At 46.4% G+C, this 23,147-nt stretch carries 26 protein-coding genes; 2 read left to right on the plus strand and 24 right to left on the minus strand.

The window, feature by feature from the left end:
* Positions 1-75 precede the first annotated feature (75 nt).
* From ACYCSE_RS24720 to mtrB, 8 genes are all read right to left on the minus strand, one after another.
* Positions 76-1,050 (minus strand): polyprenyl synthetase family protein, encoded by a 975-nt coding sequence (locus ACYCSE_RS24720; protein WP_459700433.1) that lies wholly within the window; start codon positions 1,048-1,050, stop codon positions 76-78.
* Positions 1,047-1,913 carry a menaquinone biosynthetic enzyme MqnA/MqnD family protein gene (locus tag ACYCSE_RS24725; RefSeq protein ID WP_459700435.1) on the minus strand — a complete coding sequence of 289 codons (867 nt, stop codon included), beginning with the start codon at positions 1,911-1,913 and terminating at the stop codon, positions 1,047-1,049. Before ACYCSE_RS24725 ends, ACYCSE_RS24720 begins: the two co-directional genes overlap by 4 nt.
* Positions 1,870-2,529: a UbiX family flavin prenyltransferase gene (locus tag ACYCSE_RS24730; RefSeq protein WP_459700436.1), complete on the minus strand. Its 660-nt coding sequence runs from the start codon at positions 2,527-2,529 to the stop codon at positions 1,870-1,872. The genes ACYCSE_RS24725 and ACYCSE_RS24730 overlap by 44 nt, the downstream gene beginning before the upstream one ends.
* Positions 2,529-3,401 carry a UbiA-like polyprenyltransferase gene (locus tag ACYCSE_RS24735; protein WP_061829215.1) on the minus strand — a complete coding sequence of 291 codons (873 nt, stop codon included), beginning with the start codon at positions 3,399-3,401 and terminating at the stop codon, positions 2,529-2,531. Before ACYCSE_RS24735 ends, ACYCSE_RS24730 begins: the two co-directional genes overlap by 1 nt.
* Positions 3,394-4,122, minus strand: coding sequence for a demethylmenaquinone methyltransferase (locus ACYCSE_RS24740; protein WP_023989173.1), 729 nt, complete (start codon positions 4,120-4,122; stop codon positions 3,394-3,396). Before ACYCSE_RS24740 ends, ACYCSE_RS24735 begins: the two co-directional genes overlap by 8 nt.
* 9 nt (positions 4,123-4,131) lie before the next feature.
* A complete protein-coding gene (locus tag ACYCSE_RS24745) occupies positions 4,132-5,001 on the minus strand; it encodes a heptaprenyl diphosphate synthase component 1 (protein WP_250261100.1) in 870 nt (289 codons plus the stop codon).
* 116 nt (positions 5,002-5,117) lie between these two features.
* On the minus strand, positions 5,118-5,669 hold the full coding sequence (locus ACYCSE_RS24750; RefSeq protein ID WP_023989175.1) for a hypothetical protein: 552 nt from the start codon (positions 5,667-5,669) through the stop codon (positions 5,118-5,120).
* Between the two features lie 98 nt (positions 5,670-5,767).
* Positions 5,768-5,998 (minus strand): trp RNA-binding attenuation protein MtrB, encoded by a 231-nt coding sequence (gene mtrB, locus ACYCSE_RS24755; protein WP_013310730.1) that lies wholly within the window; start codon positions 5,996-5,998, stop codon positions 5,768-5,770.
* Positions 5,999-6,035: 37 nt separating this feature from the next.
* Here mtrB and ACYCSE_RS24760 point away from each other — a divergent pair, with 37 nt between their 5' ends.
* A complete protein-coding gene (locus ACYCSE_RS24760; protein ID WP_250261099.1) occupies positions 6,036-6,329 on the plus strand; it encodes a hypothetical protein in 294 nt (97 codons plus the stop codon).
* Positions 6,330-6,400: 71 nt separating this feature from the next.
* Here ACYCSE_RS24760 and ACYCSE_RS24765 read toward each other — a convergent pair whose 3' ends face one another.
* The 5 genes from ACYCSE_RS24765 to ACYCSE_RS24785 form a co-directional block, all read right to left on the minus strand.
* Positions 6,401-6,673 carry an HU family DNA-binding protein gene (locus tag ACYCSE_RS24765; protein ID WP_013310732.1) on the minus strand — a complete coding sequence of 91 codons (273 nt, stop codon included), beginning with the start codon at positions 6,671-6,673 and terminating at the stop codon, positions 6,401-6,403.
* Between the two features lie 247 nt (positions 6,674-6,920).
* Positions 6,921-7,907 (minus strand): ABC transporter permease, encoded by a 987-nt coding sequence (locus ACYCSE_RS24770; RefSeq protein ID WP_459700439.1) that lies wholly within the window; start codon positions 7,905-7,907, stop codon positions 6,921-6,923.
* Complete coding sequence (locus tag ACYCSE_RS24775) at positions 7,904-9,421, minus strand: sugar ABC transporter ATP-binding protein (RefSeq protein WP_459700440.1); 1,518 nt, start codon at positions 9,419-9,421, stop codon at positions 7,904-7,906. The genes ACYCSE_RS24770 and ACYCSE_RS24775 overlap by 4 nt, the downstream gene beginning before the upstream one ends.
* Positions 9,422-9,488: 67 nt before the next feature.
* On the minus strand, positions 9,489-10,604 hold the full coding sequence (locus ACYCSE_RS24780) for a sugar ABC transporter substrate-binding protein (protein ID WP_250268708.1): 1,116 nt from the start codon (positions 10,602-10,604) through the stop codon (positions 9,489-9,491).
* A 251-nt stretch (positions 10,605-10,855) separates the two neighbouring features.
* Positions 10,856-11,788 carry a zinc-binding dehydrogenase gene (locus ACYCSE_RS24785; RefSeq protein ID WP_061829222.1) on the minus strand — a complete coding sequence of 311 codons (933 nt, stop codon included), beginning with the start codon at positions 11,786-11,788 and terminating at the stop codon, positions 10,856-10,858.
* A gap of 131 nt (positions 11,789-11,919) precedes the next feature.
* Here ACYCSE_RS24785 and ACYCSE_RS24790 point away from each other — a divergent pair, with 131 nt between their 5' ends.
* Positions 11,920-12,831: an MmyB family transcriptional regulator gene (locus ACYCSE_RS24790; protein WP_459700443.1), complete on the plus strand. Its 912-nt coding sequence runs from the start codon at positions 11,920-11,922 to the stop codon at positions 12,829-12,831.
* 180 nt (positions 12,832-13,011) lie between these two features.
* Here ACYCSE_RS24790 and spoIVA read toward each other — a convergent pair whose 3' ends face one another.
* The 11 genes from spoIVA to ACYCSE_RS24845 all read right to left on the minus strand — a co-directional run bounded on the left by spoIVA (position 13,012) and on the right by ACYCSE_RS24845 (position 23,125).
* A complete protein-coding gene (gene spoIVA / locus ACYCSE_RS24795; RefSeq protein ID WP_023989182.1) occupies positions 13,012-14,490 on the minus strand; it encodes a stage IV sporulation protein A in 1,479 nt (492 codons plus the stop codon).
* A gap of 419 nt (positions 14,491-14,909) precedes the next feature.
* Entirely contained in the window at positions 14,910-15,260 is a 351-nt protein-coding gene (locus ACYCSE_RS24800; protein ID WP_459700445.1) for a 2Fe-2S iron-sulfur cluster-binding protein, read from the minus strand.
* A gap of 38 nt (positions 15,261-15,298) precedes the next feature.
* Positions 15,299-15,949, minus strand: a complete 651-nt coding sequence (locus ACYCSE_RS24805) for a hypothetical protein (protein WP_446674693.1) — start codon at positions 15,947-15,949, stop codon at positions 15,299-15,301.
* A 178-nt stretch (positions 15,950-16,127) separates the two neighbouring features.
* Positions 16,128-16,403, minus strand: a complete 276-nt coding sequence (locus ACYCSE_RS24810; RefSeq protein ID WP_013310741.1) for a stage VI sporulation protein F — start codon at positions 16,401-16,403, stop codon at positions 16,128-16,130.
* A gap of 166 nt (positions 16,404-16,569) precedes the next feature.
* Positions 16,570-17,610 (minus strand): NAD(P)H-dependent glycerol-3-phosphate dehydrogenase, encoded by a 1,041-nt coding sequence (locus ACYCSE_RS24815; RefSeq protein ID WP_039271042.1) that lies wholly within the window; start codon positions 17,608-17,610, stop codon positions 16,570-16,572.
* Positions 17,603-18,211 carry a glycerol-3-phosphate 1-O-acyltransferase PlsY gene (plsY, locus tag ACYCSE_RS24820; RefSeq protein ID WP_039271041.1) on the minus strand — a complete coding sequence of 203 codons (609 nt, stop codon included), beginning with the start codon at positions 18,209-18,211 and terminating at the stop codon, positions 17,603-17,605. The genes ACYCSE_RS24815 and plsY overlap by 8 nt, the downstream gene beginning before the upstream one ends.
* An 11-nt stretch (positions 18,212-18,222) precedes the next feature.
* The gene (gene der / locus ACYCSE_RS24825) at positions 18,223-19,545 is read right to left on the minus strand and encodes a ribosome biogenesis GTPase Der (RefSeq protein WP_013310744.1); all 1,323 of its coding nucleotides are present in this window, start codon (positions 19,543-19,545) and stop codon (positions 18,223-18,225) included.
* A gap of 146 nt (positions 19,546-19,691) precedes the next feature.
* The gene (gene rpsA, locus ACYCSE_RS24830; RefSeq protein ID WP_013371699.1) at positions 19,692-20,918 is read right to left on the minus strand and encodes a 30S ribosomal protein S1; all 1,227 of its coding nucleotides are present in this window, start codon (positions 20,916-20,918) and stop codon (positions 19,692-19,694) included.
* A 120-nt stretch (positions 20,919-21,038) separates the two neighbouring features.
* Entirely contained in the window at positions 21,039-21,632 is a 594-nt protein-coding gene (locus ACYCSE_RS24835) for a lysophospholipid acyltransferase family protein (RefSeq protein WP_013310746.1), read from the minus strand.
* Positions 21,629-22,336, minus strand: coding sequence for a (d)CMP kinase (cmk, locus tag ACYCSE_RS24840; RefSeq protein WP_103048725.1), 708 nt, complete (start codon positions 22,334-22,336; stop codon positions 21,629-21,631). The genes ACYCSE_RS24835 and cmk overlap by 4 nt, the downstream gene beginning before the upstream one ends.
* A gap of 129 nt (positions 22,337-22,465) precedes the next feature.
* Positions 22,466-23,125, minus strand: coding sequence for a flagellar brake protein (locus ACYCSE_RS24845; protein ID WP_254351449.1), 660 nt, complete (start codon positions 23,123-23,125; stop codon positions 22,466-22,468).
* Positions 23,126-23,147: the final 22 nt, after the last annotated feature.

A 23,147-nucleotide genomic window follows, 5' to 3' on the forward strand; every position in this document is an offset into this window, starting at 1 on the left:
AGTACTAAACTGTATTGTAACAGAAAGCTTGGAAACGGTTAAAGTATTTTGTCACAGCAAACCCAATACACAACTTTAGTAGGAGCGGCGTGTTACAAAATGAGCAATATCGCGTAGCGTCTTTTTTGTTTTGACATCCGGTAGTAAGTCCAGCGCGTTTAGCGCTTTATTAATATATCGGTCGGCGAGAATTTCAGCTTTAGCGATTCCTTCACTTTTTTTGATCATATCCACCGCTTTGCGTGCATCTCCTTGCCCATCCCCATCCTGAATGCGGCGGATTTCAGCCAGTAGATCTGCACGCAGCTCAGGCTGTTCGAGCGCATAAATCACTGGAAGCGTAATATTCCCCTGTCTCATATCGCTGCCCGGCGGCTTGCCAATCTTTTTTTCCGTGCCACACAGATCGAGCAGATCATCCTGAATTTGAAAAGCCATACCTACGTTATAGCCATAGCTGTACAGCAGGGAATTGATACCTGCCCGTGCCCCTGCAGCCATAGCTCCCAACTGGCAGCTAACCGCAATCAACAATGCTGTTTTGCGCCGTATGCGAAGCAAATAATTACGCACACTCTGATCCACATTAAAAAAATCACGAATCTGTTCCATTTCACCAATGGACATCTGCACCAGCGCTTTAGACAGTACCCGGTGAATGTCAGGATTCGGCAGTCCAGCAGCAATAGACAGCGCACGTGCATATATGTAGTCTCCGGTGTACATAGCCACCCGATTGTCCCATTTGGACTTCACGGTGGGTTGACCGCGTCTCATTTCCGCATCGTCAATCACATCGTCGTGAACGAGAGAGGCAGAATGAATCAGTTCTAGAGGTACCGCTATACGCTTGAGCTTGTCCAGATCATATTCTCCAAACTTGCCTCCCAGCAATACAAATACGGGACGCAAACGCTTGCCCCCTGCTTTAAGCAGATGAAGCGACGTATCATTAATCAACGGCTCCGTACTGTCGATACTGCGGTACAACTCTTCTTCTATAAAGTTCATATCCTTCTTTAATAAACCAAACAAATCCAATCGTTTCATTCTTTCACCCGTGTCAGCGTATTGTCACTCCAGAGAAGCGGCTTCACTCGTCGGTCAAGCAGCCCCAGTTCATGCGCATACTGAAAATAAAGCTCTAAACCTTGTTGTTGCTTCTCTCCAAAATCATAACACAGATTAGTAAAGTAGCGCTCCCAATAATCTCGCAGACCTCCAATTTCCTCGCATGCTTCAGAAATAACAGGCGTCAGGTCCGACAGACTACGCTGCTTGCTTGCGCGGAACGCACTCGCAATTTCAGCCACCGCGGCAGGATTCTGAGCAGCAACAGCACGTCGTACTGCCCATACAGCAAAAGTCATACTGTAGCCCGTCCAGCGCTTCCACTCTTCTCCGAGGTCCGTAACATACAGATCTTCACTTCGCCAAGATGCCTTAATCGCGTGATCTCCAATCAATAGCCCTGCATCTGCCTGTTCCAGCATCAAGTCAAGGTCCGGTTCACAGTCAAAATAGGAAGGTTGACCTTCCCATGCCTTTTGCATCAAAATTTTCAACAAATTCACGGATGTAGCAGACGTATTCGTAAGTGCAATGGTTCCGTTTTTGATTTCGTCCAGCGGCTTGCGTGAAAATAGTAAAATGGATTGCACAGGACCATCTGCACTGACGGATAAATCTGGCAACAATAGCATTTCCTCAGCACCCGATGCATACGCAAAGGAAGACATCGCACTGATATCCAAACTCCCAGTCAGCATACCTCGATTCAATTCAGCCGGAACTTTAGAAACCATCTCCGCCGAATGGAGAAGCTCAGAAGGATTAAAATAATGAAAAATAGGCCAAGCGTTTGTATATTTAATTTTTCCGATTGTGATTGTCTTGGTGTCCGGTGTTGGCATCGGAATCCCCCCATCTCGTAAACAGTTGATGTTCTATACGCAAGCTGTCCAATACTTTGCCTACGAGGAACAGCACAATATCATCCAGCGTCTTGGGATGAAAGTAAAAAGCCGGCATAGCCGGAATCATTTTGACGCCGAGTCTCGCAAGCTTAAGCATGTTTTCCAAATGAATGGCATGTAGAGGCGTCTCACGAGGCACAAGGATCAGCGGACGACCTTCCTTCATCATCACGTCCGCTGCCCTCGCCATGAGATTATCGGACGAACCGTGTGCTACTGCTGACAACGTCCCCATCGAGCATGGCATGATAATCATCGCATCCACCAAATAAGAGCCGCTCGCAATCGAAGCTCCAATATCTGTGAACGGATGGTATACAAGAGAACCGGGACGGCCTCCGAATTGTTCATTCAAAGCCCCTTCCCGGTCAGTCACATTCCAGCCCAACTCCTCTTTCAACACCCGCCAGCCAGCATTGGAAACGATCAGGTGAACTGTGTATTGCAAGTCCAGCAGAGTCTCTACCAGTCGCACACCATAAATGCTTCCGCTCGCGCCTGTAATACCAATAACGATTCGTTTGCCTTGATGTCCGCTCACCTGATTATTCATTAGTATTGACGCACCACCAAATCAATCAGTGTAAAGGCAAATACGACAGTGCTAAGTACACCGTTCATAGTAAAGAATGCCGTCTGCAATCGACTCAAATCTTTTGGAGATACGATATAGTGTTCATAAAATAAAATAATGTACGAAATAATCATGCCCGCCAGATACCACCAGCTTAAATCTGCAATAAAGAACAATACAATAAATCCGATCGCCGTAATGACGTGGAATGCCCGAGCGATGTTCAGCGCACCTGCTACACCAAAACGGGCAGGAATAGAATAAACTCCTTCGTTTTGGTCAAAATCTATATCCTGACAAGCATAAATTACATCAAATCCCGCCGTCCAAAATGCAATCGTGAGATATAGTACGATAGCGGTCAAATCTATTTGTCCCGTTACTGCAACCCACGCGCCTAGTGGCGCCAAACCAATGGTCAGACCAAGTACAATATGGCAAAGCCAAGTGAAACGCTTGGTGTAAGAATAAAAAACGAGCATAAAAAAGGCCAGCGGAAACAGCTTGAACGCCAGCGGACTTAACTTGAATGATGCCCAGAATAACAACACCAAACTGACGATAATGAAAATCACCACTTCGCTCGATTTGAGCAACCCCGCCGGGATAGCGCGTCCTGCTGTGCGCGGATTTTTCCCGTCAATCACCCGGTCAATCATACGATTAAAGCCAAAAGCCGCGCTACGTGCGCCTACCATAGCTAGCAGGATCCAGCCGATCTGCGGCCAGGAAGGAAGGTTGCCTGTCACGACAACAGACCCCAATACAGCCCCCATGAATGCAAATGGGAGCGCAAATAACGTATGTTCAATTTTAATCATTTCCAAAAAAATAGCAATTTTCTTAAACATGCTGACTCTCCTTGATTCCAATGTGCAATGCCGCAATGCCTCCGGTGAGAGAATGAGCCTGGACATCCTTCAATCCGACTTCACGGAAGATGCCAGCCAACTCATCCCTTCCTGGAAAAAGCGCCAACGAATCAGGGAGCCATTTATACTGCTCATAACGTTTGGCGAACAATTTGCCGAGCATGGGCAAGATGTGTTGAAAATATGTGTAGTAAATCCCCTTGAACGGCTGCCAAGTAGGTTTGGACAATTCCAGACATACGACCTGCCCGCCAGGTTTGACGACTCGTTGCATCTCCTGTAACACATGGCGCAGGTCAGGCACGTTGCGCAGACCGAAACCAATCGTCGCATAATCAAATGAATTATCTTCAAAAGGTAGTTCCATCGCGTTGCCCTGAACAAGCTTAATTTGCTTTTCGCGGGATTCTGATGTAATCTTACGCTCGCCAACATTGAGCATGTTCTGACTAAAATCCAGTCCTACGATGTGACCACTTTCACTTGCACGCGCCATCGCAAGCGTCCAGTCACATGTGCCACAGCAAAGATCGATTGCCGTATCGCCGCGATGCATGTTCATTTTTTTCATCGTAAATTTCCGCCAAGCCTTATGTCTGCGAAAGCTCAGTATATCGTTCATCAAATCGTATTTACCTGCTATGCTTTCGAACACGCCATGAACGAATTGTTCTTTCGGCTTGGTGTCGCTTGATCCCATCACGTTCACCTAACCTTCCCTCACAACTGGGTGCGGACTATTTAGCAGCTTCAGGAAAGGCTCAAGCATGCGTTCAAATTCCTCGATCCCCGTATTTTGATCATCTGACAGGATCTGCCGGATGTGTGTAACTGCCGTGCGAAGCTTGTCCAGTATCGCATCCTCGGCTTTGTATTTCAGAACCAGCTTACGCCATGCTTCAGTGTCAGTACCACTCTCTGAAAGCAATACCTGCTCGTTCCGGTCCCCGTTACCATAAATATGCCAGAACATATATCCGAAACGGGACTTGTCCGGTTCTGTCCGCTTGCCCCATTCCTCCACTAAGGTATCACAGAGGGCAAATTTGTTGAGAAGCTGCTTCCAAATTTCCTGATCCTGTTCTGCTACAAGTGAAGTGAATGATAAAAAAAGTTCCTTTTTGAAACGAACCATCTGAGTTAAATACTGAGTTGCATCCAATCGGAATTGCTTCATTCCCCAGTACAAACTCATTTTCCCTGCGTTCACTTCACATACAGCATCACTCAGCTTCGAAATGGCCGTGATGCGGCCTGCCAGTGCAAGCAGTTGATAAAAACGACTGCTAAAATAGTCCCCAGCTAACACTTTCAGCTGTCTGGAACGCATCTCCTCCGGGCTCCGTATACCGGATAGAGTATCAATCATATCATGCGTATCCAGCCCCATCTGCACAAGTGAGGTTACCAATGCGTACAGTTCGTCCTCACTGGCATGCAGCTCCTGCGCATTCCGGTTCAAAAACACAAACATCAAACGGGTACGGCTGTCAGGAAAAGCCGGCATTTCCGTATGTTGTTGAATCATGTCGTATTCCACATATTTCCTTGCTAATTGGGGTACGCGATACGGTTTCATCCTAAGCCTCCGAGACATGACTTTCTGCTATACTCAAATAATTGCAATGCCTTATATTATATCACAATTTAAAATGATTCGCGACTAAAGTACTGTAGGTCCACCGGCAGAAACATCTAATCTGTATATACACCGTTAAACCTGTTTTGCCACATGGGCGTTACTGTAATGCGGAAACGGGATTTCAAATCCTCTGGCAATTCCGCGCCTTCCCGGCTTCTCAGCTGTTCCAATGCCTCGTTCGTCCACTCGTTCCGGCGTATATCTGATGCAAGCAGCAAATGACGTTCTCCTGACCATTCGTCCTGCGTCACCACCCGAAGCAGCAATTGCCGTACATTCGTCGTTCCGTAAAAGCTAAAAGCGGCAAGCTCCGCCATGTTTTGATAAATCTCTAGTGGGGCAGTTTCTTCCTTGGACAGCTTGACATCCAGGGTCAGGACTGAATGTTCCCAGCTTGCGCTTGCAATCGGTGTGGTCAACGGCAGCTCGTTCAGCGTATCCACCAGATTGTCATCCGACAGCAGCACCCGTTGCTGAGGCGAAATCGTCGCCTGTGTCTCACGAACTGCTGCGGTTCCTGAGTCCAGCACCTGTAAGGACGGTAGCAACACAGCTGCTGCGATGGTTATGAGAATGGAGCCACCGAATACAATCCAAGGTTTCATCAGAGCCTCCCCTGACCTCTACCTCATAATGTGGGCTTGCTACAGTAAAGGTCCTCACTCTCATTCTACAACAAAAAAAAGCAGGCTATGCCTGCATTTTAATCCTCCGTATCTACTACCCCGTGCTTGGTCATCACAACGGCTTTGCCGCGAATTTTAATAGCAGAAGTATGATCCGTAAATTGGACGATCAGTACCTCGCCCTTGTCCAATTTTTCTGAATGATGCAAGCGTGTATCCTGACCTCTGGTCAGACCAAAAACCTGACATCCGTTACTTTTCGCTTTAATTACGACGTACTCACTGCTACCCGTCACGTTATCTTCCATGTTCTTTTCCTCCCTGAGAGCCGAAGCTATACTTTTTATGATGGAGATTCAAGCTAGTTTTGTCAACTACATGCTTCCCGAGCTACCTGCAACAATTAGCGTGTCCCGAGCCATACTATCCGTGCAGTCCCATCCATTAAAGAAAGGAACGGATCTGATGAAAAACTATCTTCCCGCCAATCTCAGCCCTGCCCAAATCGAACGGCTTCAACAGCTAGAGCATGAATTTGCTGAGCTAACGGGTGAACCCCTGGTGCTGATCGCTTATGCCTCGCGAAACGCCAGAACAGCTTCCTCTTCTTCAGACCATAGCACCTCTACCACGAAGTAAACAGGGCAAAAAGAAAAGGCCGTGAATCAAATTCACGGTCTTTTCAGCGCATTGGGAATATGTAAGAAATCTTATTTAATTCCGTCTTTGAGCGCTTTACCCGGTTTAAATGCCGGAATTTTGCTCGCAGGGATTTCGATTTCTTCTCCTGTTTGCGGGTTACGTCCTTTACGTGCGGAACGTTCACGAACCTCAAAGTTCCCAAAACCTACCAGTTGCACCTTATCTCCGCTTTGCAGCGCTCCAGAGATCGCCTCAAATACTGCATCGATTGCTTTGGTTACGTCCTTTTTGGACAATTCAGTGCTTTCAGAAACCTGATTGATCAAATCCGTTTTATTCATAATATTCACCTCCCAATTCAAGTGTAGTCCAGCATTAAGGTTATCGGTGTTAATGACCGATATGAGGTCGCCTGTATAAAATAACCCGGGCGGCGTACTGCCTTCCATAATGTTATCATCTGTTTCCGTTTCGTCGTTAAATATACATAGAATATACCTAACCTCCGCAATATAGGCCGAAACTGGCGTTTTATGGCACCCTTCTTGCGTGGAACAAGGTTTATAGTAATACAGTCCACAGACAATTTCAAGTACGACGACGGTTTAACACGTAAAAAGTAACGGCCAGCGCAAGTACCAGCACTACTCCTTTGACAATATCATGGGCAAAATATTGCACATTCATCATCGTTAGTCCATTAACCAACACACCGATCAATACCGCACCAATAAATGTACCAATGACATTGGGTTTACCAGCACCAAAGACCGAAAAACCGACGAATACTGCAGCTACCGCCTCCATGAGCAAAGGGGAACCTGCGTCAATTTGGCCTGAGCCTACTCGCGAGGCATACAAAATACCGGCAATCGCCGCAAATACGCCTGAAGCAACATAGGCCAGAGTACGGACTTTTTTTACCCGTATGCCCGACAGACGAGCAGCTTCCTCATTTCCACCCGTTACATACATTTGACGCCCATGCTTTGTATAGGTCAAGAAAACATGCACCGCCGCCACAGCCAGTAACAGTAAAATAACCGAAATCGGGATACCCAACCATTTACCTTGCCCCAGCAAAAGAAATTCAGGAGATATCTCCCCCGGCGCCTTGCTGCCATCGGGAAACTGCATATGATTGTATATGGTATAGCCTTGAGCGTACGTTTTGTGAATCCCGCTTACAATATACATGATTGCAAGGGTTGCGAGCAAATCAGGAATACGCAATTTAATGATCAATAATGAATTTAACAGTCCTACCAAAGCGCCGACAATTAGAGACACAATAATGACCACCGCAACAGGCTGCTCATACCAGACCATCAAAGAAGCTGAAACGACCGTTGTCAAAGATACTGTAGCTCCCACCGACAGGTCAAAACCATCCACGATAAGTGACAACGTCACACCAATGGCAACGAAAGCCACAATGGCAATCGATCCTAGAATATCCATTAAATTATCATAAGTCCAGAAATAAGGTAATGTAGATGAAAAAAACGCCAATACACCTATAATGACAACTACGGCACCGTAACGAAATGAGACGTTTAACCATTTTTCCTTCATGAATGCACCTCTTCACCGCCGCTGGCATACAACAGAAGCTGTTCCTGTTCCACTTCGCCCCGCGCAAATTCCTTTATAATTTTGCCATCATACATCACTGCAATCCGATCACCAATGCCAATCCCTTCAGCAAATTCACAGGTTAGATAGATGATTGCTTTTCCTTGCTCCGCCAACTGGCCAATGATACGGAAAATATCACTTTTTGCCCCTATATCCACACCCTTGGTTGGCTCGTCAAAAACAAATACATCCGCTCCGGAATGCAGCCATTTCCCAATCGCAACTTTTTGCTGATTCCCGCCACTCAAATATTTAACATTCTGGCGGAGTGAAGGCGTCTTAATACCGAGAGAGGCGACAATCCCATTACCGTTATTTCGTTCTTTACGCCGACTGATGAAACCAAGGACACTCAGCTTCCCCAATAGCGGAAGGCTGAGGTTTCTTTCTACACTCTCCTCAATTAGCACCCCCTGCTTACGCCGCTCCTCGGGTATGGACACAATTCCTTGAGCTACCGCGTCCGCTGGCTCTCTCAATCGAATGGAGCGACCTTTAAAGGTCAGCTCTCCCTTATCCGGCTTGTCTGCTCCTGTAAGAAGTCGTGACAGCTCTGTCTTGCCTGCACCAACCAAACCCACAATAGAGAGAATTTCACCACGTCGGGCCTGTAAATCAACGCCGTGCACTCGTAATCCTTTGTGAAGCCCTTTTGCTTCCAATATCGTTTCACCAATCGGTACCTCTGTTTTTGGGAATTCCTCTTCAAATGTATTCCCAAGCATATGCGTAACGATGTCGCCTACACTTAAATCAGAAGCAGGCCCCGTGAACACGCGCTCACCATCACGCATCACCGTAACACGGTCACTGTGTTCGATAACCTCCGGCAATCGGTGTGTGATGAGAATACATGCAACCCCCTCATCCTTGAGTGTATGGATTGTACGGAACAAACGTCGCGTTTCTTCCTCGCTGAGCGGCGCCGTAGGCTCATCAAAAATGATCGTATTTGCTTGCTGTGTCAGAATACGTGCGATAAGTACAAGTTGTTTTTCTGCCAACGTCAGTTCAGACACATATCGTCGTACGTCAATATCTACCTCTAGACGTGCTAATGCCTCATGCGCGCGTCTGCGCATAGCCCCCGGCGCAGCCCACCATCGACCATCAGGTGCAGACAAATCGTCCATTACAATGTTTTCAGCTACGGTTAACTGAGGCACAAGCGCTGAATCAACCTCCTGATACACACAGTGGATTCCCGCCCTTTTGGCCTCCCACGGTGAACTAATGTTTAGTTCCTTGCCACCAACTACGATAACTCCCTGATCGGAACGATACGCACCGGACAAAATCTTCATCAATGTGCTTTTCCCTGCTCCGTTGGCGCCCAGCAGAGCGTGAATTTCGCCACCCTGCACCGTAAAATCCACGGCTCGCAACGCATCTACACCAGCAAACTGTTTGCTGATTTTCTTCATCTCCAATGTATATACTTGTGAACTCATGGTGCCCCCTCACGCCTGCTTATGATAAAAGCGCGCCGAAGCGCGCCTTTTGCATGATGCAAACATTTTATTTGGACGTTTCATATTCCTTCATCCAATCCTTATAGCCCTGCTCACTTTGGCCCCATCCCTCCACATATTGGGACAGCTCGGATGTGGAAATTTGCTTATCTGGCAGCGCTTCGCGTTGCACATATACAGCCTTCAATACGACTTTCTCCTCCGGATTATCCCCATGCAGCTTCTGATATGCATAGCGCACTTGTACGCGCCCGATATCTGTTGGATCAACGGCTGCCGAGGCCACCCAAGGATTTTTCGGGTCCTGGATCATTTGCAAGTCCTCGTCGCTCATGTCAATGCCGTAGACCTTAATTTCCGTACGTCCCGCTTGTTGGATCGCACGGGCTGCGCCTTTGGCAAATTCATCCCAAGCCGCCCAGACGGCTGTAATTTCGCCCTTAGGATATTGCTTTAATACAGCTTCCATTTTGGCTTGCGTATCTAAAGCAGGATTCTGAGCCGAACCAAAAGTCGCGATTTCTTTAATATCCGGATTGGATTTCAAAAATGCATCATAAGCAACCTGACGACGTTCCATCGGTGCAAATCCAGCAACCCATACTTTCACAATGTTACCTTTGCCGCCGATATCCTTTTTCATTTGCTCCAGCGTCAACTCAGCCATGCTTTGGTCATCCTGTGAGAGCACTACCGCACCCGGAACATTGACGGCAGCATCGAACACGATAACCGGAATATTGCGGGAAATTGCTTTTTTCAGTCCTGTCTCCAGCAATGCATCACCGTGATCAGTCAAAATGACATCAAACTGCTGGTTAATCGCACTATCAAGCAGAGAAGCCATTTTAGCCTTATCGTTATCTGCCACAAACTTAGTCAGCGTACCGCCAAATTTCTTAACTTCCTCTTCTACGCCTTGAACATACTGTTGCGAAAATGTGCCCGTGTTAAACTCCATGATCAACGCAACCCGTTTACCCTTTAGATTTAAATTGTCCGTTTTTCCGTTTGTTGTATTCGATCCCGCAGTGCTTGTCCCTTGAGTGCCGCTCTCTGTTTTCGGCACGCCGCATGCAGTGACCAGCAAAACCAGCACCAGTAGCATGATAGCCCCTAGCCCTAGCTTTTTGTTTCTTTGGAGCTCTTTTTGGATATTCATGATTTCATTTCCCCCTCGTTCAATCCACAAAATGATTCAAATTTGATACTTAATATATCGCTTTAAACCAAGTATGTAAATAGGTTTTATGAAATATAGAAAAATTTCCGGTTTTAAAGCCAAAACACAACAAACAACCGCCCCCCGATTGAATACCGGAAAACGGTTGCTGCTTAAATATGAAATCAGGACGGAGCCTAGTCCGAAGATACAATCCTGTTTTGTTATTTTAAATATGAGAAAGCTCACATCTAATTTATTTGGAGCACTGCTTTACCGGAGAACCTCCGATCTATCAGTTGTTGGGCAATAGTTCCAATTTCCTTCCAGGATGTCTCCACTTCGATCCTTGGTACTAACTGGCCTTTGGAAACAAATTCACCTAATAATTTCAGATCTTCCGCCGGCGAATAGCGATTTATCTCCTCTCCTAAAAAGAAGCTATACAAGGTTCTACCACCTAAGCCCCTGATATTAATCGTTGCGTAAGGTGAGGACGAATGTCCCATGGATACACATATTCCGTCTGGCACAAGCTGAGGCAGTAAGGCAGCTAGCGTATCACCACCTACTGAATCTATAATTAGATGATAAGGTCCAAATGCATCAACCGATGGAATCGCGGTATCTCCAACAATAACCTCATTAGCACCAGCCTCTTGAACAAGTAAGGCTTTTTCCGTTGTTCTGGCAACACCTACTGTAAAAGCTCCAGATTGCGCGGCTAGCTGATGTGCAAAAATTCCAACTCCGCCAGTCGAGCCAGTAATCAACATTCGCTTACCGAGCAGCATTCCTCCTTTTCTAAGCGTATAGAGCGCTGACAGACCAGCTACTGGTAAAGTAGCCGCCTGGGCAAAGGTAATATCATCAGGAAATTCAGCCAGTAATGAAGTAGGAGCAGCAACCTGTTCGGCCCATGCTCCCATCAAGAGAAGGCCTACGACACGGCTTCCCTGTTTCGGACCCGTGCCATCTTTAGCCTGCTCAACGACGATCCCAGAAAAATCCCAGCCTGGTCTGATTTGTCCTCCATTATTTCTTGCATCTACAACTTCACCCCGATTAAGAGAGAAGGCTTGTACTTGAACGATCGCTTCCCAAGGCTGGGCCTGTGGGGCGGCAACTTCCTTTATCGCAAAATATCCTGAAGCAAACGGATCTGTTACAATTGCACGAACCATATGATCTCCTCCATGTTTGTCATTGAGAACCCTTTGTAAATCGCTCCCCTTTTTCACAATGTAGTATACTGTAGGGAATCATGTGTACCAAGTGTAGAACTACACCTCATTATGAAAAGGATTGAAAAGAGATGACCATGCCCAAGGATGAGGACTTCCAGCACAAAACATTAAAAATTGTATTGGGAGAGATTGAAGCTGTTCGTATGAAACGCCAGCGGGAATATACCGAGCAATCTCACCCGTTATTGAAACGATTTACTCAGCAGGAGCTTAATGATGAGGCCTGTCCTACATATAAAAATCTATTGGTTGGACGGTCTCGTCGAATACCGGATCGGCAAACGATGATCCATATTGCTGAGTATCTGGAGTGCACTTCAGATGAGCGCAACGATCTTCTCCTCGCCGCCGATTATCTTCCGATCCATTACGAATTGGAAGGACGGTCTCTGGAGCTGGCGCTGGAGCAAGCGCAGCAGATCATGAGTAATCTGCCTTTTCCGGCAATGATCGTCACTCATACCTTAGATATTAAGGGGTTAAATGAGCCGTTTCGCCAGTTATTTGATATCCCCTATGATTCTTTTATGAATGGCAAGCTGAATAAAGTTGATTTTCATTTTAACTCCGATTTTTCCATTCGGCCCCGTTCCACCTTCGATACTGAGTCGTTCGAACAATGGGAGTCTCATGCTATTTATGGGATACAAGCTTTTAGAAGGAATAACATGTTTTCCCGATACGACCATGGGTATAAAAAGTTAATTGACAGATTTCGAAAATACGACGACCTCAATAAATATTGGAATATGCAGCCAAAGGACTCAGCAAATGAAGTTGAGCAATCCAAAATCATTTTGGCCAGAATGGGAACCATGGCCGATTTTGTCCCTATTCGTTACAAGCAAATTCATCTTTCTGTAAGCAGCCACATGTATCCTGGAATTGAAGTGTACTTACCAATAGACGAACCTGCACGCAGAGTATTTGAATATTTGGGGTGTCCTGCAGAATGTCAGAACTTCGCGTTTAATGAATAGCCAGTCAATGAGAAACGAAGGCTCAATAAAAATAGAGGTAGTCTAGGACTTTATTTTCTCGTCCATGGCTACCCCTGTCTGGTTTTGGAGGTCAGTCTAATATTTTGTTTTCTGCGAACCGTAGAGAGCAAATTGCTCTCCACGGTAGTTCTCTTAAAGATTTTTTGGTGTGGCTTAGCCTTAAAGAATAATAGCAATGAGACCGCCGGAGCCTTCATTAATGATACGACCCAGCGTTTCCTGCAGCTTATAGCGTGCATTGTCCGGCATCATGGCGATTTTACCCTGAATGCCTTCCCGTACAATAGAATGCAGCGAACGTCCGAAAATGTCTGACTCCCAAATTTTGATTGGGTCATTCTCAAAATCCTGCATCAGATAGCGCATAAGCTCCTCACTTTGCTTCTCTGTTCCGATAATCGGAGCAAATTCCGATTCCACATCGACACGAATCATGTGTATGGAAGGTGCTGTTGCCTTGAGCCGCACACCAAACCTTGTACCCTGACGAATCAACTGCGGATCGTCTAGTGCCATCTCGGACAACGACGGCGCGGCAATGCCATATCCCGTTGTCTTGACCATTTCCAGCGCTTCAGCGAAGCGGTCGTACTCCCGTTTGGCATGGGCAAAATCCTGCATCATTTGTAACAAATGATCCTTGCCGCGAATCTCTACCCCGACGACTTCGACCAAAATCTGGTCGTACAGCTCATCAGGAGCATACAGATCAATTTCAGCTACGCCCTGCCCCATATTCATCCCGCTCAACCCGGCCCTGTCGATGAATTCATATTCCATAAACTGGCCGACCACTCGATCTACATCACGCAGGCGTCGAATATCTTTAACCGTATCGCGAACGGAATTTTCATAATTGCTACGCAGCCAGTGCTCTTCGTTCAGTACCATGACCCAGCTCGGCAGGTTTACATTCACCTCATGCACCGGAAATTCATACAATACTTCACGAAGTACGCCTGTAACATCATCTTCCGTCATAGTCGCCGCGCTGAGTGTCATGACGGGTATATCGTACTTGGCAGCCAGCTCACTGCGAAGCTGTAGTGTTTCATCACTGCGCGGATGCGTGGAGTTGATAACCAAAACAAATGGTTTGCCAACTTCCTTCAACTCCTCAATGACGCGTTCCTCCGACTCTACATAAGAGCTGCGCGGGATTTCCGCAATCGTGCCGTCTGTAGTGACTACCACACCGAGCGTCGAATGCTCCTGAATAACCTTGCGTGTACCAATTTCTGCCGCTTCCTGAAAAGGAATAGGTTCTTCGAACCATGGTGTGGAGATCATCCTCGGACCATTTTCATCCTCGTAACCTTTTGCTCCTTCTACTGCATATCCTACACAGTCAACCAGACGTACATTCACATCCAGTCCTTCCGTTACTTTGATCTGGACGGCATTATTCGGTACGAATTTAGGCTCCGTCGTCATGATCGTCTTGCCTGCCGCACTTTGCGGCAACTCGTCTACGGCGCGGGCACGGTCCGCCTCACTTGTAATGTTTGGCAGAACAATCGTCTCCATAAACCGCTTGATAAACGTTGATTTTCCTGTTCGGACTGCGCCGACGACCCCAAGATAAATGTCTCCTCCGGTGCGTTCGGCAATGTCTTTAAAAATGTCCACTTTCTCCAATGAAATCCCCTCCTCAAAAGTCTCCGAAGGAAAAATGCTTAAAGAGCATCCGCTTCGTGTTCAACCAACTGCTTGATCCCAGATGCGGCAGAACAGCCTTTAAAATGCCCGGAAGTCGTCCGCCGCCGAGATTCAGGAGACTGATGGAATCGGCGAAACGGCGTAAACTCGTACATGCATTTGGACTGATACCATCATATGTATCCCCTCCGTAAAATATGTTTAGTTTTTTGAAAAATAGATTGCGACAGAGCGATCATTGCAGAAACGATATTTTACGTTTGGGTCCACTCACCTAATATATGCGGGGCAAGGCTCTCCCATGACTTTGTCGCTAGACTAAATAAAAAAGGATGTTTCTCCTGACTGTTTAGAGTCGTCGGAAACCATCCTTTTTTATTCTCCTGATATAATCGGCATTACCACAGTTCATCATCCATCGCCTGACGCTCCAGTTGCCGCCTGATAGCCGCCTTGAGCTTATCCTCCGGTATGGTTACCTCCATATCGCCTTGGACATGGGCCTGGCAGGATAAGCGTATTCCTTCATCCAGTAAAGGTCCCAGCTTCCGCTGCTCTGCATCGCTGGGTTGACCTGCGAATTCAGCCCATCCCGGTGATATTTGTACCTTACACATCAGACAGGCTGCTTTTCCGTCACAACGAGTGGGAATATATACACCCGCTTTACGAGCAGCCTGAAGCAATGACGTACCCTGACCGACCTGTACGCGCCTGCCTGACGGCTTGAACGTAATCTGCACATTCATGAATGGTCCTCCAGTCGTCTTTCTCCTAATAACACAGCTTATACTTCATTGCCCTTCTGGATGACAGAGTGCAACTCTGGCCAAGGCAGAAGTTCTGCAAGCTTGTCCAATTGCTCCTCATTCCAAATATTACTGACTAGTAACTGCTTCAGTACAATTATATGACGTCGCGGGTCGCGCTTCATGACATCAGCAATCGCTTTGTACCGGTCGGGTCGATTTCGCAATATATTGAATAAAAGTTCATGACTGAGCGGCATCAGACGCAGTGAAGCACTCCCCAGCTCAAGCTGAATACCAGTCGACCAAAGTAGTCGCTCGATCTCTAAGCGGTATAACGCTCCGCCACATAATACCTCAAATCCTCCCACCAACTCGACTGGAAATCCCTCCAGATCATAGTGGCTCAGCAATGAAACGTAAGAGCCGCTACGGTCAACCTGCTGTCGATCTATACTCATACCCAGGGGGTGTGAATGAAGCTGCTTCGCGGCATGAATATCCGCATAAATATCAATGTCCCGAGGCAGGCGATCCAGTTCAACTTCTTGCACAAGTAGTGAACAGCTCCCGCCCAGCATCCACGGAACCGACACTGTTGACCAGCTCTCTGCCAAGCTACTCAGCGCAACTGCCAGATTGTGAGGAAGCCTGTCTACTAACACTGATGATATTGCCTCCTTCAACATTATTGCCTCCTTTTCCGTCTTTCCTTCCGTTTCCTGATGGGCATCATTATAACATGTTCGACAGGGCAGTTCGATATTTTGTGTACTGAAAAAGAGGTTACCTACTCCAAAATACAAAAAAAACCGCGAACCTTCCCGGTTCACGGTGAATAATGCTAACTGGCGTGCGGCCAGCGGTCTATTTTTTCATCATCATTTTCATCAACGCTTCCATATTGGAAGGATTCATTCCGCTCTTTTTGACGGCACCAACAATATCCCTTACTGTATCTTCCGACACCGGAATGTTGGCCATCGCAGACACCTGCTTGATAAGCTGACGCAGTTGCGCTTCGCTTTGAAGCGTGTCCGCCTTTACCGTGCCTGCCAGCTTTTTCACTGCATTTTCGGATATGTTTTTGCCGCCTTTTTTGTTAATGGCCTTCAATGCATCTTTCGGAAAGTTTTTATTCACAATCTCCCCTCCTCCGCCATTGCTCAACTCAGTCTATGAGTGGCGGAGACAAAAGGTGATTAAGCGTACATAAGACATGCCAAACGCCTAACTAAAAAAGGCTATCTCATTATAGAAAAAATCTACCATGAGACAGCCTTTATATTATTAAAGCTCATCCGAGCCCTTAAGAATGCCATTGCTCCCAAGTTTGAAGTGGCATGACTTCCATCTCCGTCTTAGGATCGCGACCCATCAGCGCCTCAACGGCCTTACGGACGTCACGTCCTTCAAACAGTACTCCATACAGCACCTCTGTAATAGGCATCTGAACACCTAATTTTTGAGAGATGGCGTATGCCGCTTTTGTCGTTCGAATACCTTCTACGACCATGCCCATAGATTCTAGCACAGCATCAAGCTGTTGGCCCTGTCCCAACAGTGACCCTGCACGCCAGTTGCGACTGTGACGACTCGTTGCAGTGACCACTAGATCACCAATACCAGCCAGGCCGGCAAAGGTTAGTGGGTTAGCGCCCATCTCAACTCCGGCACGGGTAATTTCAGCCAATCCACGGGTCAATAAAGCCGCTTTGGCATTATCACCGAAACCAAGTCCATCTGACATTCCCGCACCCAATGCGATAATGTTTTTTAGCGCCCCGGACAGTTCCACGCCGAGCAAATCACGGTTTGTATAGACGCGGAAATAGGAGTTCATGAACAGCCCCTGTGCGGCTTGTGCAGCCTTCTCATTGGAGGAAGCTACAACGACCGTTGTAGGACATTTCCTCACCACTTCTTCCGCATGACTCGGACCAGACAGCACAGCAATATCACCCTCAGCGACTTCCAGTTCTTCCGAGATCACCGTGGACATACGTTTAAGCGTTTCAGTTTCAAAACCTTTAATGGCATGCACTACCAGCATATCCTTGCTAAAATGAGCTTTCAGACTACGTGCTACCTGACGAGCAGCAGCCGAAGGAGATACGATAATCACTGCTTTAGCACCAGATACCGCAGTCTGCATATCAGTTGTAGCTGAAATGCGGTCAGACAAAATGGAGCCTGGTAAATAATGCTCATTCGTATGCTTCTCATTGATTTCAGCTGCTTGCTGCTCGTTTCTCGTCCAGACAGAGACATCGTTGTTATTGGCCGCAAGAACGGAAGCCAGGGCTGTTCCCCAACTCCCCGCGACCAGCACAGCTATTTTCTCAGACAAGACGATCTCCTCCTTTGGAGCCAAGCTTGTTCTCATTCCCACGTACCAGCTTGACTATGTTGGTACGGTGTCTCCACACAGCGAACAGACAAATGATTAGAGCCGTCCAGAATAACGGCCATGCATAACCAAGCACGAGTAATATCCAGGGAGTCAAAATGACAAATATGAGCGATCCCAAGGATACGTAACGCGTCATTACGATTGCAAGTATCGCAATGATTCCGGCATATAGTGCGGGCAGTAAGGCAAGCGATGCCAATACACCAATAGCAGTCGCAATACCTTTTCCTCCACGGAAGTGAAAATATATCGGCCAGTTATGGCCCGCAATCGCTGCAATGCCGCACAAACCCGATACCCAGGATGATTCTCCACCTAACCAGTGCCCTATTAGCACTGCAATAACCCCTTTAAGTACGTCCAGCAGCAGTACCAGAATAGCTGGGCCTTTTCCAAGCACACGCAGCGTATTCGTCGCACCGGCATTGCCGCTTCCATGCTGGCGAATGTCGATTCCTTTTAATTTTCCATACAGCAAACTAAAGCTGACAGAGCCAAGCAAGTAACTGAGTACGATGGCAACGATTTGTAAAATCAACCTATTCGCTCCTAACTTTCGTCAGACTTGCGCCGTGTAAAGATACGAATTGGAGTTCCTTCAAAATTGAAGGCGGCGCGAATTTTGTTCTCCAGATAACGCTCATACGAGAAGTGCATTATTTCTGGATCGTTTACGAATACAACCATCGTAGGCGGCTTAACAGCAACCTGGGTCACATAGTTAATACGCAGACGACGTCCCTTGTCTGTTGGTGGAGGATTGATGGCAACCGCGTCGGAAATTACATCATTCAGCAAATGTGTCTGAATACGCAATACATGCTGCTGTGCCACATGCTGTACAACAGGAAGCAGCTTTTGCAGACGTTGCTTCGTTTTTGCAGACAAGAACACAATCGGAGCATATGTCATAAACAGAAAGTGATCGCGAATTTTCGTTTCAAACTGGTGCATCGTTTTATCGTCCTTGTCCACGACATCCCATTTGTTAACGACAAACAGCGACGCTTTCCCCGCTTCATAAGCATAGCCAGCAATGTGCTTATCCTGCTCAATAATGCCTTCCTCGCCGTTAATAACGACCAGTACAACATCTGCACGCTCAATGGCACGCATGGCACGCATTACACTATATTTTTCGGTCGTTTCATATACTTTGCCACGTTTACGCATACCTGCCGTATCAATCAGCACATACTTTTGACCGTCTTTTTCAAAAGGTGTATCAATTGCATCACGCGTCGTGCCCGCAATGTCACTAACGATAACCCGTTCTTCTCCCAGAATGGCGTTAACCAGTGAAGATTTACCTACATTCGGGCGGCCGATCAAGGCAACACGAATAACGTCTTCATCATAGTGATCTTCTTCCAGCTCAGGCAAATTGGACGTAATGGCATCTAGCAGGTCGCCTATCCCTGTTCCATGACTACCAGAAACAGCAATTGGATCACCAAATCCATAAGAATAAAACTCATAAATCAGATCGGCGCGACTGAGGTTGTCCACCTTATTGACAGCTACGATGATCGGTTTACCCGAACGATATAACATTTGAGCTACCTCTTCATCTGACTGTGTAATTCCTGCTTTCGCATCACTCATGAATACAATTACATCTGCTTCTTCTATTGCAAGTTCGGCCTGCATACGGATGGATTTTAAAATGACATCCTCACCATCAATCTCAATGCCGCCGGTGTCAATAATACTGAAGGATTTACCATTCCACTCCGATATACCGTATATACGGTCACGAGTGATTCCGGGTTTATCTTCCACGATGGACAAACGATCCCCGATAATCCGATTAAAAATAGTGGACTTACCCACATTCGGACGACCAACGATAGCCACAACGGGTCTTGCCATAAATTCACTCCTCCTGTCAATTCTTCCGCTATATCATAGCAAAAAACATACCTATTAGCGATATGGTCACGTAACAACAATCGGCGAACCCTCTGGGTCCGCCGATGGTGTACGTTATGCTTATTATAAAATGTATTGATTTAAACTCATTTAAATTTGTTCAGCTTATCGCCAAAACGCTCGCCGAGCGTAATGCTCAGACCGGAATTATTGAGGGAAACGTTAGGATTATTCAGTTCCTCACGAGGTGCACGAGATGCACGTGGTGCTCTTTCTGCTTTAGGAGCAGCTTCAGGAGCTTCCTCAGTTTCTTTAATGCTCAGGCTAACACGTTTTTCAGAAGGATTCATTTCAAGAATTTTAACTTTCACTTCTTGTCCTTCTTCCAGAACTTCTTGTGGAGTTCCAATGTGTTTGTGGGAAATTTGGGAAATATGAACCAAACCTTCCACGCCAGGAGCGATTTCAACGAATGCACCGAAGTTAACCAGACGTTTTACAACACCTGTTACGATGTCATTGTTGTTGAATTGTCCAGCAGCCGATTCCCAAGGACCAGGCTGTGCAGCTTTCATGCTCAGGCTGATTTTTCCTTTTTCAGGATCTACTTTCAAGACTTTCACTTTCACTTGATCTCCTTCAGAAACTGCATCAGAAGGCTTATCGACATGAGTCCAAGCAATTTCAGATACGTGAACCAGACCGTCCACGCCGCCAACATCTACGAAAGCACCGAACTGAGTAAGACGTTGAACCGTACCTACGATTTCTTGGCCTTCTTTCAGCTCAGCCATTACTTTAAGCTTGTTGGCTTCGAATTCTGCTTCCAGAACGTCTTTTTGAGAAAGGATCACTTTGTTATTTTCACGATCCAGTTCTTTTACAACAACACGCAATGTGCGGCCTTTGTAATCACTGAAATCTTCAACGAAGTGGCGTTCTACCATGGATGCAGGGATGAATCCGCGCAGACCCACGTCTACCACGATGCCGCCTTTAACGACATCATTCACAACAACTTCAAATACTTCTTTGCTTTCGAACAGTTGCTCCAACTTTTCCCAAGCATTTTCACTGTCGATTGCACGTTTGGACAGAACAAGCTTTTCCTTGCCATCGTCAATGCTGATAATTCTAGCTTCAACCTCTTGGCCTACTTGTACTGCTTCTTCTGCGTTATCCAAACCAGAAGACAACTCGCGAATTGGAATAACTCCATCGTATTTATATCCAATGCTTACTACCGCTTGGTTATCTTCCAATTTCACGATTGTACCCTTAACGGTGTCACCTTTTTTCAGGGAGACGATTTGATCGAGCTCGTCTTGATTTGCCGCTTCAGCAGCTTCTTGATTTTTAATTTCTTCCGACATGTCAATACCCTCCTCAATTCAAAAAAAACCATTTATTTAAACCTGCGCATGGCAGAGTTCAAAACATAAATAAACTTTTGTTCTAGTTTTCCGAGCTTAGACACAATTCATGCAAGCCTTTCAGTTATTCGTAGGCTTACCCGTTTCCTTCATCGTGCGAATACGAGACATAATTGCTTCTGTTGCAAGTTCAAGCGGATCTCCTTCGATATCGGCACCCTTTTGGTAAGCGTCCAAATTGACAGGTTTACCGTATAACACTTTCGTTTTACGGAAAAGCTTGTAATCACCAATAATGGCGACCGGAACGGCAGCCGCTCCACTGCGTAGCGCAAAGCTTGCAGCACCCTTTTTACCGATTCCCCCAGCTCCTCTGGAGCCTTCGGGAAAGATCCCCATAACCTTACCATCACGCAAAATGTTCAATGCCAGCTTAATGGATTCCTTACTTACACCACCGCGTTTGACTGGAAAAGCTCCCAGTTTCCCAATTAGTGGACCCAGTACAGGAACATTAAACAGCTCGGCTTTTGCCATAAAGTGAACCTTTCGCTTCAGCAAAATACCGACTGTAGGAGGGTCAAGATTACTAATATGATTAGAACACAACAGCACTCCGCCCTCGGCAGGAACATTTTCCCTGCCTACCGCCTCAAGTCTAAACAGAACGCGGTAAATGAGACGCAAAATACTGGCGCATACAGTATATATCATTGGCTGATCTCTCCATCCTTCTCCGTTAAGCAATAAGATACGATCGTATCAACGACATCCTGAATGCCCATATGGGTCGTATCAAGCACGATGGCGTCCTCACTGCAACGAAGCGGGGATACCTCCCTTTCCTCGTCAAGCTTGTCACGTGCCGCAATGTCACGTTCTAGCTGTTCCAGAGTGATATCATCAGTTTCGCTCAGTTCTTTAAAACGGCGAGAGGCACGTTCCTGAACACTTGCGGTCATGAACACCTTGACTTCCGCATCGGGAAGTACAGTTGTTCCAATATCACGACCATCCATAACGACACCCTTGCGTGCAGCCATCTCACGCTGGTTTTCAGTCAAACGTGTACGTAAACCAGCAATACTTGAATACTGTGACACGTTGCTAGTCACTTCCATCGAACGGATCACAGTGGTTACATCTTCCCCGTTACAATAAACCTTTTGGCCTGTGGGGTCCGGTACTAATTCAATCACCAGCTCAGGTACATGTTGAAGCACTTTTTGTACATTTTCTGCAGGTATTTCCTTACGCATCATGTACCACGTTGCTGCTCGGTACATGGCTCCGGTATCTACATATACATAAGAAAGTGCTTTCGCCACCAGGCGGGCCACTGTACTTTTCCCTGCACCAGCAGGTCCATCAATGGCTACATTTATTTTGTTACTTGAAGATACATGTTGCCTTGCCAACAGGGAATTCCTCCTAACCTAACCTCAAGAAAAAAGCAGGCATTGCCTGCGACGTGAAAATTATACCACACATTTATAGGCGATGCAAAATAAGCGACAGGTTTACTAAAAAAGAAAAATTTCGGATGATTAAGATTTCCCCCGGAATTCCAGCTGTCTTTCAAAGCAATATTTAATCAGTTTTTGGCGCTCCTGATCAGCGATTTCCTCATATTTCAGCATAATGAGTTTGCGACCGTTTTCCATCTGCTGAATGCGCACAATTTCAGATTGGAACGGAACATGCTCCTGAGTACCGTTTTTATATGGAACTAAAATCCAGCAAGACAATGATTCTCCTTCTTCAAGATGATGAGTTCCCTGGGTGTGAAAAGAAACACCCCCGCCTCCTACATCATGTGTCTCTGCTACAAATCTGGACTCGTTCGCACCATGCTTTACTGCAATTTCCAAGTTGGCCTTAACCCGAAGAAAGTTGCGGCGCTGAATTTTGCTGATGCTGTCTGGAGCAGGTTTGTGGATACGAACCATCCGGAGGATATCCTCTTTAAAACCCGTAACGTGGGTATTAAAATAATTTTTAATCCCACCCTCGCTCATAAAAAATATAGACAGTTCTTCCCCTAGAAACAATTTTTTCAAATGCCCACTTGTTTGTGACATAGGAATTTCAATTAGGAAGTTCTGTGACTCCTCTTCTGCAATACGAGACTTAAATTCAAAAATCTCGTCCTTATGGTCACTACCAGCCACTTGTATGTATAACACATCATTAATTTTGGGAAACAAATGATCCACCATCCTTGTCCAT

The organism is Paenibacillus sp. SEL1 (assembly GCF_054602535.1).

Coding starts and splice junctions, on each gene's coding strand:
- ACYCSE_RS24720 (WP_459700433.1), bottom strand. CDS start 1,050: ATGAAACGATTGGATTTGTTTGGTTTATTAAAGAAGGATATGAACTTT.
- ACYCSE_RS24725 (WP_459700435.1), bottom strand. CDS start 1,913: ATGCCAACACCGGACACCAAGACAATCACAATCGGAAAAATTAAATAT.
- ACYCSE_RS24730 (WP_459700436.1), bottom strand. CDS start 2,529: ATGAATAATCAGGTGAGCGGACATCAAGGCAAACGAATCGTTATTGGT.
- ACYCSE_RS24735 (WP_061829215.1), bottom strand. CDS start 3,401: ATGTTTAAGAAAATTGCTATTTTTTTGGAAATGATTAAAATTGAACAT.
- ACYCSE_RS24740 (WP_023989173.1), bottom strand. CDS start 4,122: ATGGGATCAAGCGACACCAAGCCGAAAGAACAATTCGTTCATGGCGTG.
- ACYCSE_RS24745 (WP_250261100.1), bottom strand. CDS start 5,001: ATGAAACCGTATCGCGTACCCCAATTAGCAAGGAAATATGTGGAATAC.
- ACYCSE_RS24750 (WP_023989175.1), bottom strand. CDS start 5,669: ATGAAACCTTGGATTGTATTCGGTGGCTCCATTCTCATAACCATCGCA.
- mtrB (WP_013310730.1), bottom strand. CDS start 5,998: ATGGAAGATAACGTGACGGGTAGCAGTGAGTACGTCGTAATTAAAGCG.
- ACYCSE_RS24760 (WP_250261099.1), top strand. CDS start 6,036: ATGATGGAGATTCAAGCTAGTTTTGTCAACTACATGCTTCCCGAGCTA.
- ACYCSE_RS24765 (WP_013310732.1), bottom strand. CDS start 6,673: ATGAATAAAACGGATTTGATCAATCAGGTTTCTGAAAGCACTGAATTG.
- ACYCSE_RS24770 (WP_459700439.1), bottom strand. CDS start 7,907: ATGAAGGAAAAATGGTTAAACGTCTCATTTCGTTACGGTGCCGTAGTT.
- ACYCSE_RS24775 (WP_459700440.1), bottom strand. CDS start 9,421: ATGAGTTCACAAGTATATACATTGGAGATGAAGAAAATCAGCAAACAG.
- ACYCSE_RS24780 (WP_250268708.1), bottom strand. CDS start 10,604: ATGAATATCCAAAAAGAGCTCCAAAGAAACAAAAAGCTAGGGCTAGGG.
- ACYCSE_RS24785 (WP_061829222.1), bottom strand. CDS start 11,788: ATGGTTCGTGCAATTGTAACAGATCCGTTTGCTTCAGGATATTTTGCG.
- ACYCSE_RS24790 (WP_459700443.1), top strand. CDS start 11,920: ATGACCATGCCCAAGGATGAGGACTTCCAGCACAAAACATTAAAAATT.
- ACYCSE_RS24800 (WP_459700445.1), bottom strand. CDS start 15,260: ATGAATGTGCAGATTACGTTCAAGCCGTCAGGCAGGCGCGTACAGGTC.
- ACYCSE_RS24805 (WP_446674693.1), bottom strand. CDS start 15,949: ATGTTGAAGGAGGCAATATCATCAGTGTTAGTAGACAGGCTTCCTCAC.
- der (WP_013310744.1), bottom strand. CDS start 19,545: ATGGCAAGACCCGTTGTGGCTATCGTTGGTCGTCCGAATGTGGGTAAG.
- rpsA (WP_013371699.1), bottom strand. CDS start 20,918: ATGTCGGAAGAAATTAAAAATCAAGAAGCTGCTGAAGCGGCAAATCAA.
- ACYCSE_RS24835 (WP_013310746.1), bottom strand. CDS start 21,632: ATGATATATACTGTATGCGCCAGTATTTTGCGTCTCATTTACCGCGTT.